The organism is Chiayiivirga flava (genome assembly GCF_014202825.1).
Taxonomy (GTDB): Bacteria; Pseudomonadota; Gammaproteobacteria; order Xanthomonadales; family Xanthomonadaceae; genus Chiayiivirga; species Chiayiivirga flava.
This window is the reverse complement of record NZ_JACHHP010000002.1, coordinates 217,310-233,825: the sequence shown is the minus strand read 5'-3', so window position 1 is coordinate 233,825 and position 16,516 is coordinate 217,310. Positions and strand designations below refer to the sequence as shown.

Here is a 16,516-nt window from a genome sequence, read left to right as displayed (position 1 = left end):
ATCACGCATCCAGCAGCAACCCCGAACCCGCACGCACCACCCCCGCTACAATTCCCCGATGGATGTTTCCCACCTTCTCGACGGCCTCAACGCCGCCCAGCGCGACGCCGTCTCCGCGCCCCCCGGCCACAGCCTGATCCTCGCCGGCGCCGGCTCCGGCAAGACCCGCGTCCTCGTGCACCGCATTGCGTGGCTGCTGCAGGTGGAGCGCGTGCCCGCGTGGGGCGTGCTCGCCGTCACCTTCACCAACAAGGCCGCGCGCGAGATGCGCCACCGCTGCGACACACTGATGCCCGACGGCACGCGCGGCATGTGGATCGGCACCTTCCACTCGCTCGCGCACCGCCTGCTGCGCCTGCACTGGCAGGAAGCCGGCCTGCCGGAAAGCTTCCAGGTGCTCGACAGCGACGACCAGCTGCGCCTGATCAAGCGCGTCATCGCCGACCTCGGCATCGACGACAGCCGCTGGCCGCCACGACAGGCCGCGTGGTTCATCAACAACCAGAAGGACGAAGGCAAGCGCCCGCAGCACATCCAGGACGGCCACCACGCCACCGACACCCTGCTGCAGATCTACACCGCCTACGACGCCCTGTGCCGCCGCTCCGGCCTCGTCGACTTCGCCGAACTGCTGCTGCGCGCGCACGAACTGCTGCTGCAGAACGCCGGCCTGCTCGCACACTACCGCCAGCGCTTCGGCCAGATCCTCGTCGACGAATTCCAGGACACCAACACCATCCAGTACGCCTTCGTGCGCGTGCTCGCCGGCGACACCGGCAAGGTGCTGGTGGTGGGCGACGACGACCAGTCGATCTACGGCTGGCGCGGCGCCAAGGTCGAGAACGTGCAGCAATTCCTGCGCGATTTCCCCGGCGCCACCACGATCAAGCTGGAGCAGAACTACCGTTCCACCGCGAACGTGCTGGCGGCGGCGAACGCGGTGATCGCGAACAATCCGTCGCGCCTCGGCAAGAAACTGTGGACCGAAGACGCCGACGGCGAACCGATCGATCTCTACGCCGCCTACAACGAAATCGACGAAGCGCGCTTCGTCATCGAACGCATCCAGCAATGGATCCGCGACGGCGGCACCGCGCTCGACTGCGCCATCCTGTACCGCTCGAACGCGCAGTCGCGTGCATTCGAAGAGGCGCTGATCCAGGCCTCGCTGCCGTACCGCGTCTACGGCGGCCTGCGCTTCTTCGAGCGCGCCGAAATCAAGGACACGTTGGCCTACCTTCGCCTGATCACGAATCGCGCCGACGACGCGGCGTTCGAGCGTGCGGTCAACACGCCGACGCGCGGCATCGGCGGCCGCACGCTGGAGCAGGTGCGTTCGCGCGCGCGCGACAGCGCGGCGCCGCTGTGGGAATCGGTGCTGCTGGAGCTCACCGACGGCACGCTGGCCGGCCGTGCGAAGAACGCGCTGCGTGCCTTCGTCGAACTGATCGAACAGCTCGCGAAGGACATCGCCGATCTCGACCTCGCCGAACAGATCGACCACGTGCTGGCGAAGTCCGGCCTGCGTGCGCACTACGCGGCCGAGTCGAAAGGCCTGCTCGATTCGCGCACCGACAACCTCGACGAACTCGTCACCGTGGCGAGCCGTTTCGTGCGCATCGAAGCGGAAGAAGAATTGCCGGAGCTGGTGAGCTTCCTCGCCTATGCCTCGCTCGAAGCCGGCGAAGGCCAGGCACAGTCGTGGGAAGACGGCGTGCAGCTGATGACGCTGCATTCGGCCAAGGGTCTCGAGTTTCCGCTCGTGTTCCTCGGCGGGCTGGAGGAAGGCCTGTTCCCGAGCCAGCGCTCGCTCGACGAAGCCGGGCGGCTGGAGGAAGAGCGCCGCCTCGCCTACGTCGGCATCACGCGTGCGCGGCAGAAACTGGTGCTCACCTACGCCGAATCGCGTCGCATCCACGGCATGGACACGTACGGGATGCCCTCACGCTTCCTGCGCGAGATTCCGAACGAGGTGCTGCACGAGGTGCGGCCGCGGGTGCAGGTGAGTTATCCGTCGACGATGGGCACGTCCCGTGCCCGTTCCATCGAGCAGGAAATGCCGGCGGCATGGAAGCTGGGCCAGCGCGTGCGGCACGCGCACTTCGGCGAGGGCACGATCATGGACGCCGAAGGTTCGGGCGCGCACGCACGCGTGCATGTGAACTTCGAGGACGCGGGGCCAAAATGGCTGGTGCTTGCGTTCGCGAAACTCGAGGCGGCCTAGGCGCGGACGTCGTCGACACCGCGAACCCCGTCGAAACCCAGAACGCAGTCGAAACCGCGGCTTTCGCCGTTCCGATCACCCCACCCGACGTCATTCTCGCGAATGCGGGAATCCAGTGCCCTTTCTTGGCGTTGGCTCTTGGAGATTCAACGACAAGGCAGGCAGAGCAAAACCAAGAAGGGGCACTGGATTCCCGCGTTCGCGGGAATGACGATTGGGAAGGGTGCGACGGTTGTGCAGGTCGCGGCGTCACGCGCCGCTTCGCCTTGGTCGCGCTGCCGATGTCGATATCGGTGCCGTCGCAGTGTCGATGCGGTGGGTGCCGATGCGGTGCCGACGTGGCACCAGCACTGGCCGCCTACACCACCGGCGTCACCGCCTCCTTCCGCTGCCGCCGCAACAACCAGAACGCAAACGCCGCCGCCACCGGATACATCAGCACCGCATACACCGCCGGCGGAATCGCCACCAGTTCGCTGCCCAGCACCTGCAGCGCCAGCAGGATCGCCAGCGTGCTGTTGTGGATGCTGATCTCGAAGCCGATCGCGATCGCCTGCGGCCGGCCAAGCTTCATCACCAGGCCCGAGAGGTAGCCCGAGAACAGGCTGATGAGGTTGAACGCGAGGCAGGCGATGCCGATGGCGGCCACGTGTTCGAGCAAGGTGGAGAACTCGCTCGCGATGGCCAGCACGATGAGCAGCGCCAGCACCACCGTCGACAGAAGCCGCACCGGCTTTTCCGCCGCATCGGCCATCTTCGGCTTCCACGCACGCAGCGCCATGCCCAGCGCCACCGGCACCAGCGCGATCACCGCCACTTCCACCAGCTTGCGCAGCGGCGGCGGCACGGCATTCTCGCTGCCGAGGAACACGTTGAGCGCGAGCCCGGTCCACAGCGGCAGCGTCACCAGCGCGAGCAGGCTGTTGACCGCCGTGAGCGTGACGTTGAGCGCCACGTCGCCGCGGGCGAGGTGGCTGAAGATGTTGGCTGTGACGCCGCCGGGCGAGGCCGAGAGCAGCACCATGCCGACCGCGAATTCCGGCGGCAGGTTCAGGACGTATGCGATGCCGAACGCCACCGGCGGCAGCAGCAGCGTCTGCACGGCCAGCGCCACGATCACCGCGCGCGGTTGCTTGGCGACGCGGCGGAAATCGGCCAGCGTCAGGTGCAGGCCGAGGCCCGCCATCACGATCGCGAGCGCGATCGGCAGGAAAATCGTCAGCAGCTGGTTGCCGCCCATCGTGTGCCCCTCTCTCCCCGAAGCGTCGTGCCGACGCCGATCCAAGCCGAGCACGTCGCCGTGCGAGCGCCGATTAGACCACGCGCGGCGCCGCGTGCCGTCGCGGCATCGGGCCGGCGCGACGAATCGACGCACCGCCACGACCGCCGGCGTTCTGCCACGGTGAACGATGCGTTCCGCCTCCGGCGCATTCCCCCGGCGAGGTCGTGGCCCTACAAAGGGAACCTGTCCTTCGTGGAGTCCAGCATGTCTGCCAGCCCCGCCACACCTGTCCCGATCCGCCGCAGCGTCGCGCGCGTGCTGCCCGGCCTGCCCGCCAGCGACGGCGCGGGCGTGAAGCTCACACGGCTCATCGGCCAGCCGGCGCTCGACCGGCTCGATCCGTTCCTGCTGCTCGACGAATTCCGTTCCGACGACCCGGGCGACTACATCGCCGGCTTCCCGACGCATCCGCACCGCGGCTTCGAGACCGTCACCTACATGCTGGCCGGCCGCATGCGGCATCGTGATACGGCCGGCAACGAAGGCCTGCTGCAGCCCGGTTCGGTGCAGTGGATGACGGCCGGCCGCGGTCTGCAGCATTCGGAGATGCCGGAACAGGAAAACGGCCTGATGTGGGGATTCCAGCTGTGGGTGAACCTGCCGGCGAAGGACAAGATGACCGCGCCGCGCTACCAGGACATCCCGCCGCAGGACATTCCCGAGCGCGACCTGCCGGACGGCGGTCGCGTGCGCGTGATTGCGGGCGAACACGACGGCACGCGCGGCCCGGTGCAGGCGCCCGGCACGGAACCGCTCTACCTCGACGTGACCTTGCCGGCCGGTGCGCGCTTCGAGGCGCGGCTGCCCGACGGCCATCACGGCTTCGTGTATCCGTTCGTCGGCGATGTGGCCGTCGACGGTACCCAGCGCGCTGCCACGCTGCGGCGCGGCCAGCTCGGCGTGCTCGGCGACGGCGGCGAGGTGCACGTGGCCGCGGGCGAGGGCGAGGCGCGTTTTCTGTTGGTGGCGGGCCGGCCGCTGAACGAGCCGGTGGCGCGTTACGGCCCGTTCGTGATGAACACGCCGGACGAGATCCGCCAGGCCTTCGAGGACGTTCGCGCCGGACGGTTCTGAGTCACGGCATCGCGGCGCGCGCCGCCGGGCGCGCGCCGACGAGGCGGTGTTTCAGGCGCAGCGCAGGTGCCTCGATCCACGTCCACGAGGCCCACGCCAGCAACAGCGCAAGCACGGTCGCGACGGCCGTGTTGCCGCCCCAGCCGGCCGTGGGCCACGCCAGTTGCACCAGCTGCTGGGTCGGCCAGCCGTAAAGATAGAGCCCGTAGGAAAGATCGGTGTGCCGGATCACCGGCAGCCGCGGCACGAAGGCCAGCATCAGCACGCCGTAACACACCGCGAGGAAATAGCCGACGTGGTAGCGCGGCCCGCCGAACGTGGCCGCGGCCACGCAGAGCACCGCGAACAGCAGCGGCCACGACAGCGGGATGCGCTCGCGGTTGTGCCAGCAGAACGCGCCGGTGAGGAAATAGGCCGTGCACCACGCGCTGTTGCTGTCGGCGGGTTTCAGCGTGCCGGTGCCGAGCACGAGGAAGCCGACCGCCATCGCGACGACGAAGCACGCGTTGAAGCGCTCGGGCCGGAACAGGCCCACCAGGGACACGAGCGCGAGCACCAGGTACAGCCGCACCTCGATCGGCAGCGACCACAGCGAACCGTTGACGCCCTGGTTCGGCAGCCCCGCGAACACGCCCGGCAGCATGTGCTCGGTGCTCCACAGCGTGGCGTTCACCCACAGATAGCGCCAGGTCTGCGGGTCGCGCCAGTAGCCGGCGTCGACCGTCGCCAGCGGCCCGAGCACGAACACCGTCAGCGCCACGCACACCAGCAGCGCCGGGTAGATGCGCAGCACGCGCGCGACCAGGTATTCGCGCAACGAGTGCCGCGCCAGGCTCGCGGCGATCAGCACCCCGGACACGAAGAAGAACACGTCCACCGCCACCCCGCCGGCGAACTTGATCTGCACGTAGCGCAGGATCAGATCCCGGCCCGGATCGGCCGTGATCGCGTAGGAGTGGCCATAGATCACCAGCCACGCCGCGATCAGGCGGATCAGGTTGAAGTTGTTGTCGCGCCGGGCAAGGCCGTGCGCAAGCGTCGTCGGCGTGCCACGCGTGGCCGCGTCGTCCCCGGTGGCAGGCAATGCGGGCGGCGCGGCGCTCACGGCGAAAACGACGCCGGCCGTCGCAGGGGCGACGGCCGGCGGGGGCACAGCGCCGCAGGGACGCCGTCGGACGATAGGCGCACCGTCAGCCGCGACTGCCGCGCGGACGGTAGGCCGACAGCTCGCCGAGCAGGCGATCCAGGCGCGGACTCACCGCTTCTTCGGCCTTGGTGTCGGCGTTGAGGGTGGTGAACTGCACCTTCTCGCGGAACCCGACACCGACCGGGCGCTTGTCCTGCACGGTGTAGGCGCGCACGTTGAGGTTGGCGGTGAACAGCTCGGAAGACTGGCCGTAGTAGGTGATGAACTCCGAACCGACGGGTTCGGCCTTCACCACGATGACCACCGCCGCGTCGCGGCGCAACGCGGACAGCACGCCGGCGAGGTCGCCGCGATTGGTCGCGCCGCTCACCTCGGCGTCGAAGATGTCGAAACCGGCGTCGGCAAGACGCTCCTCGATGCGCTGGCGCGCCGGGCCAGTGATGGCCGAATCGCCGAGCGCCACCACCGCCACGCGCGGCGGCGGCGGCGGAATCACTTCGCGTGGCTTCTGCGCGCTGGCAACCTGCTTGGCGGGCGCGTCGACCGCCACGGCCGGCGTGGCCGGCGGCGCGACCGCAGCCGGTGCCTGGCTGGCGGGCGTTGCCGCGGCCATGCTCGCGTCGCCGCCCGGAACCGGTGCCACCGGGATGCTGGCCGGCCGTTCCACGGGTGTTTCGGAGGCATCGGGCGTCTGCGGTACCGTCGCGGTGCTGCTGCCGTTGCTGGCGGTGAGCGCGGTGCTCGCCGTCGCGGCCGGATCGGTGGCCGGATTGGCCGCCACGCTGGTGCCGACCGGATTGGTCGCCTTGCCGGTGGCCTTGCCCGAGTCGTACGCCGCCGTGCTGCCGGTGAAGCCCTCGCCGAAGCCGCGCGCGAAGTCGCCGAGCGGACCGCGGAACGCGTACGCGCCACCGGCCAGCACCAGCACCAGGGCCGCCGCGATCGCCAGCGGCAGCACCGGGCTCGATTTCTTGTCGCGCGCAAGCACCGACGGACGTTGCGCGCTGCGCCCGGTGGGCGGCCCCGCGGGCGGCGCGGGCGGCGCCACCGGCACCGGTGTTGCGGCACGCACCACCGGCGGCGGCGTGGGCGCACGCTGCTGCAGCGAGGCGGGCGTCGGCGCGCCGACGACGGTGGCATCGCTCGGCGCGGCTTTCGCCACGGCGAACTTGACCGTACCGCCCTTGGCCACGAGCGGATGCGCTTCCAGTGCCGCAGCGAGGTCGTGGCAGCTCTGGAAGCGGTCGGCCGGCTCCTTCGCGACCATGCGCGTGAGGATCGCGGCCGTCTGCGGATCGACTTCGGCGTTGATGCCGCGGATGTCGGGAATCTCGGCCTTGACCACTTCCAGCATGAGTCCGAGCGGGCTCTCGTCGGAGAACGGCGTCTTGCCGCTGAGCATCTCGAACATGACGATGCCGAGCGAGAAGATGTCCGAGCGCTGGTCGACGATCTTGCCCAGGCACACTTCCGGCGAGAGATAGCCGGGCGTGCCGACGAACTCGCCGGTGGAGGTGAGTTTCTTCGAGATGTCCTGCGTCGCGAGCGCGATGCCGAAGTCGGCGATCTTCACCTGCCCGCGCGTGGTGAGCATGAGGTTGCCGGGCTTGATGTCGCGATGGATCACGCCCTTGTCGTGCGCGGTGGCCAGGCCCTGCGCGGTCTGGTGCAGAATCTTGAGCGTGTTCTCGACGCTGAGCTTGCCTTCGCGCTTGAGCAGGCCCGAGAGCGAGTCGCCGTCGACGAATTCCATCGCGAAGAACGGCTGCTGCGTGGCCTCGTCGGTGCCGATGAAATAGACCTGGATGATGTGCGGATCGGAGAGCGCCGCCATCGAGCGCGCCTCGCGCAGGAAGCGCTCGACCAGGTTCGGATCGTGCGCCAGCGACGGCGAGAGCTCCTTGATGGCGACGTGGCGGTTCAGCGCCGGCTCGAAGCCCTTGTAGACCACGCCCATGCCGCCGCGCCCGAGTTCGGCGACGATCTCGTAGTGACCCAGGTGGGTTTTCATCGTGCTCTCCCGCGAAGACGGGGTGGAAGAAGTCGGAGAATTCATCGTAGCACCAGCGGCCGCAGGGCGCCGCGGGATGCGGCGTTCGTGGAGTGGGTAACGACGCCCCGCCGCCGGATCGGCCAAGCGCGCGCGCCGGCGTTCAGGCGCGGTTGGGCGGGTGATCGGGGATTCGGGCTGCGGGTACACTCCGGGTCTGTTCGCCTCGGGTCCCTCGCGCATGTCGACGCCGCGTCCGATGCACCGCCGCGCAGTCCTCGGCACCCTCGGCGGCGCCGCGCTCGGGGCCGGTCTGGCCGGCTGCGGCCCGCCGCCGAGCGCACCGGCCGCGGCGCAGGCACCGCCACTGCGCTGGACGATGGTGACCTCGTGGCCGTCGGATTTTCCCGGCATGGGCACCGCCGCGAAGGAACTGGCACAGCTCGTCGGCCGCGCCAGCGGCGGACGGCTCACGGTGGACGTGTTCGGTGCGGGAGAGAAGGTCGCGCCGTTCGATGTCTTCGATGCCGTGGCCGACGGCACTGCCCAGATGGGGCACTCGGCCGCCTACTACTGGCGCACCCGCAGCCCGGCGGCGCCGTTCTTCTGCACCGTGCCGTTCGGCATGACCGCGCTGGAGATGAGTGCCTGGCTGTACGACGGCGGCGGCCTCGCGCTGTGGCGCGAGCTCTATGCCGGGTTCGGTCTGGTGCCGTTTCCGTGCGGCAGCACCGGCGCGCAGACCGCCGGCTGGTTCAACCGCGAGATCCGCCGCCCGGCCGATCTGCGCGGGCTGAAGATGCGCATCCCCGGCCTCGGCGGCGAGGTGATGGCGCGCCTGGGCGCCGCTCCGGTGAACGTGCCGGGCGCGGAGCTGTTCGATGCGCTCAAGTCCGGCGAGCTCGACGCCAGCGAATGGGTCGGCCCCTACGACGACCTCGCCTTCGGCCTGCACCGCGCCGCGAAATTCTGCTACGTGCCGGCCTGGCAGGAGCCGGGCACCATCCTCGAGTGCACGGTCAACGCCACGGCCTGGAACGCGCTGGCCGACGATCTGAAGGCCATCGTCGACACCTGTTGCCGGGCGGTCAACGAATCGATGCTCGCAGGCTACGCCGCACGCAACCAGCAGGCGCTCGCGCAGTTGCGCGACGAGCACGGCGTGGTGGTACGCGAACTGCCGCGCGATGTGCTGGCGGCGTTGCGGCGCGCCAGCGAAGCGGTGCTGGACGACCTGGTGGCGGACGATCCGTTCGCGCAGCGCGTGTTCGATTCGTACACCGCGTTCCGTCGCCAGGCGATGGCGTGGGCGGCGCTGTCGGACGACGCATATTCGAAGGCGCGGCGCTGAGGGCGCCGCGCGCACATCAGTCCCACTCGTAGATCGTGTAGTACACCGGGCCGACGGGCGCGTTGCTGTCGCTGCGATCGAGGCGGCCGTCGCCGTTGGTGTCCATCATGGTGTACGGAATGCCGCGCTTGGGCCGCACCTTCACCATCGTGATCTGCCCGTTGATGCGGTACTCCTCCACCGTGTCGCCGTTGTCCTCGCTGCGGATGGTGACCTGCGGCGCGGCCTCGTCGGACGGGGGCAGCACGATCTTGTCCGGCAGGGTGCCGTCCGGCGGCGCCGCGGCCGCCTCGCGCGGAGGCGCATCGCGATCGATCGGCGGCGGGGGCGGCACGGGTGCCGGCTCCGCGGCCTGCGCCGCGCAGGCGCCGGCCAGCAGCAGGCAGGACAACAACGGCAGGATCTTGTGCATGATCGGTCTCCGCATCGCGAGCCCACAAGCATACGCGCCCGCGTCGTGCCCGGAGGCGGCAGGCGCACGCGGTGTCACGCCGGCGTTCAGTCCGGGGTCTGCGCCGAGCCGCGCGTCGTCGTGGACGGCGGCCGGCCGCGGATCGCCTAGCGATCCGCGATGGCGTAGTCGGCGAGCTTCTTCTTCACCGGCACATTCTTCAACCGCACATACACCGGCAAGCCATCCTTCCCGTACGGCGGCACATCCTCGCCGCGAATCAACGGCTCCAGATACGCCCGTGCCTTGTCGGTGATGCCGTAGCCGTCCTTGCGGATGAAGTTCTTCGGCAGGGTCTTCTCGTGGTTGGCCACCTTCGACAGCGGCGCCGGCTCGATCTTCCAGCGGAACGGCGCATCGGAGACGCGCTTGATCACCGGCATCACCGCGTTCATGCCCTTCAGCGCGTACTTCACCGCCGCCTCGCCGACGGCCCAGGCCTGATCCGCATCGGTCTTCGACGCCAGATGCCGCGCCGAGCGCTGCAGGTAATCCGGCACCGCCCAATGCTGCTTGTACCCGAGCTTCGATTTCACCAGCTGCGCAATCTGCGGCCCCACGCCACCGAGCTGCACATGCCCGAACGCATCCTTGCCACCGGCTTCGGCAAGGAACTTCCCGTCCGGCGTGCGCAGGCCTTCGGACACCGCCACCGAACACCAGCCCACACGCTTCACCACCTTGTCCACGGCCGCGAGGAATTTTTCTTCCTCGAACGGAATTTCCGGGAACAGGATGATGTGCGGTGCCTCATCCGGCGACTTGGCCGCGAGGCCCGCGGCGGCGGCGAGCCAGCCCGCGTGCCGGCCCATCACTTCCATCACGAACACCTTGGTCGACGACTCGCTCATCGAGGCCACGTCGAGGCTCGCTTCGAGCATCGACACCGCCGTGTACTTGGCCGCCGAACCGAAGCCCGGGCAGGTGTCGGTCACGGCCAGATCGTTGTCCACCGTCTTCGGCACGCCGATGCAGATCAGCGGATACCCGAACGCCGCGGCGATCTGCGACACCTTGTTGGCGGTGTCGGCCGAATCGTTGCCGCCGTTGTAGAGGAAATAGCGCACATCGTGCGCGCGCAGCACGTCGATCAGGCGCTCGTACTGGGCGCGGTTCTCCTCCAGCGACTTGAGCTTGTAGCGGCACGAGCCGAACGCGCCGCCCGGCGTGTGGCGCAGTGCGCGGATGGCCGCAGGCGATTCCTTCGAGGTATCGATCAGCTCCTCGCGCAGCACGCCGATGATGCCGTTGCGCCCCGCCAGCACCTTCAGCCCGTTGGCGCGCGCGGTGGCGATCACGCCCGCGGCCGTGGTGTTGATGACGGCGGTGACGCCGCCGGACTGCGCGTACAACAGGGTGCCTTTGCTCATCGGTGCTGACCTTGGTGTGGAGGTGGGACACGGGCCGCGCACCTGCTGCGAGCGCACGCGACAAAGGCCTGCGCACGCGCCGCGAAGCGCGCCGGGCCGCGGTTTGACTTGCCTGCGGACTGCGGTTAGCGTTGCTGCATCGCACTGCGTCCGGACGACGACGAGTCTAACGGAAAGGTCCCGGAACCGTCCGGTGCACCGCGCGGTGCTTCTTCGTCTTTGGGCATCACGCGTATGCGACTGGTACTACTCGGAGCACCCGGTTCGGGCAAGGGCACGCAGGCGACGCGCCTGAAGGACGCGCTCGACGTCCCGCACATCTCCACCGGCGATCTGCTGCGTGCCGCGGTGAAGGCGGGCACGCCGCTCGGCCTGCAGGCCAAGACCGTGATGGACCGCGGCGATCTGGTCTCCGACGACATCGTGCTCGGCATGCTCGAAGAACGCCTGGGCCAGGGCGACACCGCCAAGGGCTTCATCCTCGACGGCTATCCGCGCAACCTCGCGCAGGCCCACGCGCTCGACGCCCTGCTCGCGCGCCTGGGCCAGCCGGTCGACGCTGCGGTGCAGCTCGATGTCGGCACCGAGCTGCTGGTGCAGCGCCTGGCCGGTCGCGCCAGTGCCGAAGGCCGCGCCGACGACAGTCCGGATGCGGTCCGTCACCGCCTGCGCGTCTACACCGATCAGACCGCGCCGGTGATCGATTTCTACCGCGCCGCCGGCAAGCTCGTGTGCGTGTTCGGCGTGGGCAGCGTCGAAGACGTGCTGCAGCGCGTGCTCGCCGCCACCGGGCAGACCGCGAACGCCTGACCGGGTGTTCGCGCCGGCATCGCCTGCGCATGAACCAGCTGCTCCGCCTCCTCGTCGGCATCTGCCTGCGCCGCCTCGGCCCGCAGGATCTGCCGTATTCCATCCCGTTGCTGCGCGGTCTGGTGCTGGTCGCCGTCGGGCTGCAGGTGCTGTTCTCGCTGCTGCTGCGCGGCGAGGTGGCGGTGCACCGACTGCTGCTCGGCGTCGTGCTCACGCTCGGTCTGCCGTGGCTGGTGCTGCAGTGGCGGCAACGCCGCGCGCGTTACGTGCAGACGCTGACCGCGCTGGTCGGTACCGGCATCCTGTTCGCCATCGCGATGGCGCCGCTGCTGTGGCTGAGCGTGGACATGCCACCGCCGTCGGAAGGCACGCCGCCGACGCCGCGGCAAGCATTCGTCAGCATCGCCGCGATCTGCCTCGTGGCATGGAAGATCGCCGTCGACGGCCACATCTGGCGCCACGCGCTCGGCTGGCCGCTGGCCGGCGGCGTGCTGCTGGCGCTGGGCCTGTTCCTGCTGGAGCTGGGCATCGAGCAGGTGCTGTTCCCCGTGGCGTTGCAGTGACGCCAGGTCCGCGCACATCCGGAGCGTCCGCATGAAATTCCACATCCTCGGCATCTGCGGCACCTTCATGGGCGGGCTCGCGGCGCTCGCGCGCGAGCACGGCGATGCGGTCGAGGGTTCCGACCAGAACGTCTACCCGCCGATGAGCACGCAGCTCGAAGCGCTGGGCATCGCGCTGGCATCGGGTTACCGCGCCGAGCACATTTCCGGCGACGTGGACGAGGTGATCGTCGGCAATGCGCTGTCGCGCGGCAATGCCGCGGTCGAGCATGTGCTCGATGCGGGGATGCGCTACACCTCCGGCGCGCAGTGGCTGGCCGAGCGCGTGCTGCCGGGGCGCACGGTGCTGGCGGTGGCCGGCACGCACGGCAAGACCACCACGTCTTCGCTGCTGGCGTGGATCCTCGAATCGCAGGGCGCGCAGCCCGGCTTTCTCATCGGCGGGGTGCCGGGCAACTTCGAGGTGTCCGCACGGCGCGGCGCCGGCGCCTGCTTCGTCGTGGAAGCGGACGAGTACGACACCGCGTTCTTCGACAAGCGCAGCAAGTTCGTGCACTACCGGCCGCGCATTGCGGTGCTCAACAATCTCGAATACGACCACGCCGACATCTTTCCCGACCTCGACGCGATCAAGCGCCAGTTCCATCATCTCGTCCGAACCGTGCCCGGCAACGGCCGGCTCATCGTCAACGGCGAGGACGCCGCGCTTGCGCAGGTGCTGGCGATGGGCTGCTGGACGCCGGTCGACACCTTCGGGATCGACGCCGACGCGCACTGGCGCGCGCGCCTGCTCGCCGCCGACGGCTCCGCGTTCGAGGTGCATCGCCACGGCGAGCACATCGGCACTGTGCATTGGCCGCTGCTCGGTCGGCACAACGTGATGAACGCGCTGGCTGCGCTTGCGGCCGCGCAGGCCGCCGGCATCGACGCGCGTGTCGCACTGCCGACGCTGGCGGGGTTCCGCAGCGTCAGGCGCCGCATGGAGCTGCTCGCCGATGCCGGCGGCGTCCGCGTCTACGACGATTTCGCCCACCACCCCACCGCGATCCGCACCACGCTTGCCGGCCTGCGCGCGCGAGCGGGCGCGGGCCGCGTGATCGTCGCCATCGAACCGCGCAGCAATTCGATGCGCCTGGGCGCGCACGCGGTCGAGCTGGCGCCGTCGCTCGATGCGGCGGACGTGGTGGTGTTCCTGCGTCGGCCGGACCTGCCGTGGGACGCGGAGGGCGTCATCGGCGCGTTGCGTGGCGAAGGTGTCGCCGCGGCGAACGTCGATGCGCTGCTCGCTGCGTTGCGGCTACACGTGCGTGCGGGCGACCAGGTCGTTTTCATGTCCAACGGCGGCTTCGAGGGTGCCCCGCTGCGGTTTGCGGCAATGCTGTCGCAGGGTTGATCGCGCGTATCGGTTGCACCTGCACCGATGCTGCCGCTGCCGCGCCGCGCCTCTCGGCGCTGGAGTCCTTCTCCCGGCGGGAGAAGGACGGCATCCATCGTGCTTCGTTCTATCAAAGCGCTTCAGTTGACCAAGCCAAATCAGTCTCACGGCAACGCAACGCACGCTAGACTCGCAAGGTGCCCACGGAGCTCCCCCTCTTCCCCCTGCGCAGCGTACTGTTTCCCGGCGGCGAGCTGCGCCTGCGCGTGTTCGAGGCGCGCTACCTGGACATGCTGCGCCAGTGCGGCCGCCAGGGCAGCGGCTTCGGCATCTGCATGATCCTCGATGGCGACGAGGTCGCCACTCCGGAAACGCCCGCCGCGGTGGGCACGCTCGCGGAGATCGTCGACTTCCATGCCGATGCCGACGGCCTGCTCGGACTCGTGGTGCGCGGCGGGCAGCGGTTTCGCGTGCGCCGCACGCGCGTGCGCGACAACGGCCTCATCGTCGCCGATGTCGACTGGCTGGTCGAGCCGCCGCCGCAACGCCTGCGGCCGGAGCACGGCCTGCTCGGCATCCTGCTGCAGCGACTGGTGCAGCGCTTCGGCGGCCCCGTGGCCCAGGCCGAGCAGCGCCTGTTCGACGACGCGGCGTGGGTCGGTTTTCGCCTCGCGGAACTGCTGCCGTTCTCGGGCCCGGACCGGCAGGAACTGCTGCAGTGCGAAGACCCGAACGCGCGACTGGACCGCATCGTGCAGCGATTGCCGCAGCTGCAGGAGGCGTAGCCGCGCTCAGTCCGCCCGCGGCGGCTTGCCCTGGTGCAGCAGCAACACCGCGCCATCGTCGCCCGCGCGTTCCACGCGGCGCTGCTGCAGTCCCGGAACACCGCGCGCGAGCGTGGCGAGGGCATCGCCGGTGTCCGGCTGAAGGCGCCACAGGTTGAACACGCGCAGCTGCTCCTCGAACCGCAGCGTGGCGACCGTGCCCTGCCACACCGGCGCCTGCGAGGGTTCGAGCCGCAGCGGCGCCGGCCACAGGTGCAGCACGAGCAGGGTGTCCGGCGTCGGGCCGGCGTGCGTCATCAGCAGCGCGTCGCCGTGGCCGTTGTGCGAAGCCGGCAGCACCGGCAGCGTCTGCGGCGTGGCGCTCTTGTCGAGCGTGCGCAGCAGGCCCTGCCAGCTGGCCGGGGGTGCGGTCTCCCAGTGCGCGCGTTCGAGCCGGCGCTGCAGCGATTTCAGCGATCCGGCGTATTGCACGTTCAGCGGCCAGGCGCGTTCGTTGCGGAATTCGTTGCGGCGCACGGGCAGGCGTTGCCAGTCGCGGTTCCACCAGTCGGCGGTGGCGACGGGATCACGCAGTTGCGGCGGATCGAAGCGTTGCAGCGTCGCCTCCGCACTGCGGTTGCCGTGCCACACGCCGATCACCGCCACCGCGCCGAAAAACAGGAGCGAAATCGGTCGCACCCAGAACGAGCGCGTCACGCGGCGGCGGTAGGCGATGCCGAGCGCCGCGATCCACAGCAGGCCGAGCAGCACGCCGCCGAGCACGTCCGAGAGCCAGTGCGCGCCCAGGTACAGGCGCGAGAAGCCGATCATCGTCACCAGCAGGCCCGCCAGCGCGTAGGGCCATGCGCGTCGCCGCCCCGGCAACTCGCGCGCCACGAGCACGGCGAAAAAGCCGTAGACCACGGTGGCCATCGTCACCGGGCCCGACGGAAAGCTGAAGCCCGCGACGGCGGTGTTGGTGGGCGGCTTCGGCATGTCGAGCAGGAACCCGAGCGTGCTCACCAGTGCGAGGCCGAACGCGATCGCCGCCAGCCAATGCCACGCGGCCGTGTGCCGTCGTCGCCACACCAGCCAGCCGAACACCAGCAGCGCGGCCGGCGCCAGCACCTGCCAGTCGCCGAGCGCGGCGAGCATCGCCATCAGGTGATCGGCGAGCGGCGTGCGCAGGCCGAACAGGCCGTGGTGCACGGCCAGGTCCACGCCGAGCGGATCGCCGCTGCCGGCGAGCATCAGCAGCAGCGAGAAGAAGGCCCAGCCGGCAAAGATCAGCGCAATGGCCAGCAGCAGCAGCGAAGCCGACTCGCGCCGGTTCGGGTCGATCAGCGCGCCGGAGAACCGACCCAGCACGGGATGCCGGTGCGACCACGCCAGCGCGCGTTCGAGCATCAGCGTGGTGCGTGGCGCGAACCAGCGGTAGATCTGGTCGACGGTGAAGTAGATCAGCGCCAGCGACGCCAGCAGCAGGCCCAGCACCAGCGCGAGCCGGCCGGCGATGGCCGAGAACAGATCGATCGATGCACCGAAGATCCAGCCCGGCACGAGGAACACGATGGCCCAGCTCACGCCGGCAGCCAGGCTCGCCGGCACGTACTGGCGCGCCGGCATGCGCAGCATGCCCGCGATGGCCGGCACGAACGGCCGCACCGCACCCACGTAGCGCGCGATGAAGATGCCCTTGAGCCCGTGCCGGCGGAAGAACACCTCGCCCTGCTGCAGCCAGTCCGGGTGCCTGGAGAACGGCCACACGCGCTTCAGGCGGTCGCCGTACCTGTGCCCGATCACGTAGCTGATGCCGTCGCCGCAGAACGCGCCGAGCGCGGCGCAGACGATGGCGTACGGACCGTCGACGATGCCCAGGCCCACCAGCGTGCCGACCGCGAAGATGATCGGTACCGCCGGCACCACCACACCCAGGATCACCACCGCATCGCAGAACACGACGAGGAAGATCACCAGGCCCGCGGCGATCGGGTGTTGGCCGATCCAGGCGACCAGGGCGTCCAGCGTGCTCGAATCCATGGGCGCGGAGTATAGGTGGGCGGACCGCCACTCCGGCTTACACTGTGCGGCCACGGCGCGGCATGTTCCCGCCGC

The 16,516-nt window shown here is 69.8% G+C and carries 13 protein-coding genes; 7 read left to right on the top strand and 6 right to left on the bottom strand.

Going from position 1 to position 16,516, the window contains the following annotated elements; all coding sequences use genetic code 11:
* Positions 1-58 precede the first annotated feature (58 nt).
* Complete coding sequence (gene uvrD, locus HNQ52_RS05530; RefSeq protein ID WP_183960120.1) at positions 59-2,224, top strand: DNA helicase II; 2,166 nt, start codon at positions 59-61, stop codon at positions 2,222-2,224.
* 358 nt (positions 2,225-2,582) lie between these two features.
* Here uvrD and HNQ52_RS05525 read toward each other — a convergent pair whose 3' ends face one another.
* Positions 2,583-3,518 (bottom strand): bile acid:sodium symporter family protein, encoded by a 936-nt coding sequence (locus HNQ52_RS05525; RefSeq protein WP_425486475.1) that lies wholly within the window; start codon positions 3,516-3,518, stop codon positions 2,583-2,585.
* A 192-nt stretch (positions 3,519-3,710) separates the two neighbouring features.
* Between HNQ52_RS05525 and HNQ52_RS05520 the strand changes: the two genes are divergently transcribed.
* Positions 3,711-4,580 carry a pirin family protein gene (locus HNQ52_RS05520; RefSeq protein ID WP_183960118.1) on the top strand — a complete coding sequence of 290 codons (870 nt, stop codon included), beginning with the start codon at positions 3,711-3,713 and terminating at the stop codon, positions 4,578-4,580.
* A gap of 1 nt (position 4,581) precedes the next feature.
* Here HNQ52_RS05520 and HNQ52_RS05515 read toward each other — a convergent pair whose 3' ends face one another.
* Positions 4,582-5,685 carry an acyltransferase family protein gene (locus HNQ52_RS05515; RefSeq protein WP_183960117.1) on the bottom strand — a complete coding sequence of 368 codons (1,104 nt, stop codon included), beginning with the start codon at positions 5,683-5,685 and terminating at the stop codon, positions 4,582-4,584.
* Between the two features lie 85 nt (positions 5,686-5,770).
* The gene (locus tag HNQ52_RS05510; protein ID WP_183960116.1) at positions 5,771-7,738 is read right to left on the bottom strand and encodes a serine/threonine-protein kinase; all 1,968 of its coding nucleotides are present in this window, start codon (positions 7,736-7,738) and stop codon (positions 5,771-5,773) included.
* A gap of 238 nt (positions 7,739-7,976) precedes the next feature.
* On the opposite strand from HNQ52_RS05510, the gene HNQ52_RS05505 reads away from it, so the two are divergent.
* Positions 7,977-9,068, top strand: coding sequence for a TRAP transporter substrate-binding protein (locus HNQ52_RS05505; protein WP_183960115.1), 1,092 nt, complete (start codon positions 7,977-7,979; stop codon positions 9,066-9,068).
* A gap of 16 nt (positions 9,069-9,084) precedes the next feature.
* On the opposite strand, the gene HNQ52_RS05500 is transcribed toward HNQ52_RS05505, so the two are convergent.
* Both HNQ52_RS05500 and HNQ52_RS05495 read right to left on the bottom strand, forming a co-directional pair.
* Entirely contained in the window at positions 9,085-9,480 is a 396-nt protein-coding gene (locus HNQ52_RS05500; RefSeq protein WP_183960114.1) for a DUF2782 domain-containing protein, read from the bottom strand.
* Positions 9,481-9,626: 146 nt separating this feature from the next.
* On the bottom strand, positions 9,627-10,889 hold the full coding sequence (locus HNQ52_RS05495; protein ID WP_183960113.1) for a 6-phosphofructokinase: 1,263 nt from the start codon (positions 10,887-10,889) through the stop codon (positions 9,627-9,629).
* Between the two features lie 234 nt (positions 10,890-11,123).
* Here HNQ52_RS05495 and HNQ52_RS05490 point away from each other — a divergent pair, with 234 nt between their 5' ends.
* From HNQ52_RS05490 to HNQ52_RS05475, 4 genes are all read left to right on the top strand, one after another.
* Complete coding sequence (locus HNQ52_RS05490) at positions 11,124-11,699, top strand: adenylate kinase (protein WP_183960112.1); 576 nt, start codon at positions 11,124-11,126, stop codon at positions 11,697-11,699.
* A 29-nt stretch (positions 11,700-11,728) separates the two neighbouring features.
* Positions 11,729-12,262 (top strand): hypothetical protein, encoded by a 534-nt coding sequence (locus HNQ52_RS05485; protein WP_183960111.1) that lies wholly within the window; start codon positions 11,729-11,731, stop codon positions 12,260-12,262.
* A gap of 31 nt (positions 12,263-12,293) precedes the next feature.
* The gene (gene mpl / locus HNQ52_RS05480) at positions 12,294-13,655 is read left to right on the top strand and encodes a UDP-N-acetylmuramate:L-alanyl-gamma-D-glutamyl-meso-diaminopimelate ligase (RefSeq protein WP_183960110.1); all 1,362 of its coding nucleotides are present in this window, start codon (positions 12,294-12,296) and stop codon (positions 13,653-13,655) included.
* A 179-nt stretch (positions 13,656-13,834) separates the two neighbouring features.
* Positions 13,835-14,422 (top strand): LON peptidase substrate-binding domain-containing protein, encoded by a 588-nt coding sequence (locus HNQ52_RS05475; RefSeq protein ID WP_183960109.1) that lies wholly within the window; start codon positions 13,835-13,837, stop codon positions 14,420-14,422.
* 6 nt (positions 14,423-14,428) lie between these two features.
* Here HNQ52_RS05475 and HNQ52_RS05470 read toward each other — a convergent pair whose 3' ends face one another.
* Positions 14,429-16,441 (bottom strand): bifunctional DedA family/phosphatase PAP2 family protein, encoded by a 2,013-nt coding sequence (locus HNQ52_RS05470; RefSeq protein WP_183960108.1) that lies wholly within the window; start codon positions 16,439-16,441, stop codon positions 14,429-14,431.
* Between the last annotated feature and the right edge of the window lie 75 nt (positions 16,442-16,516).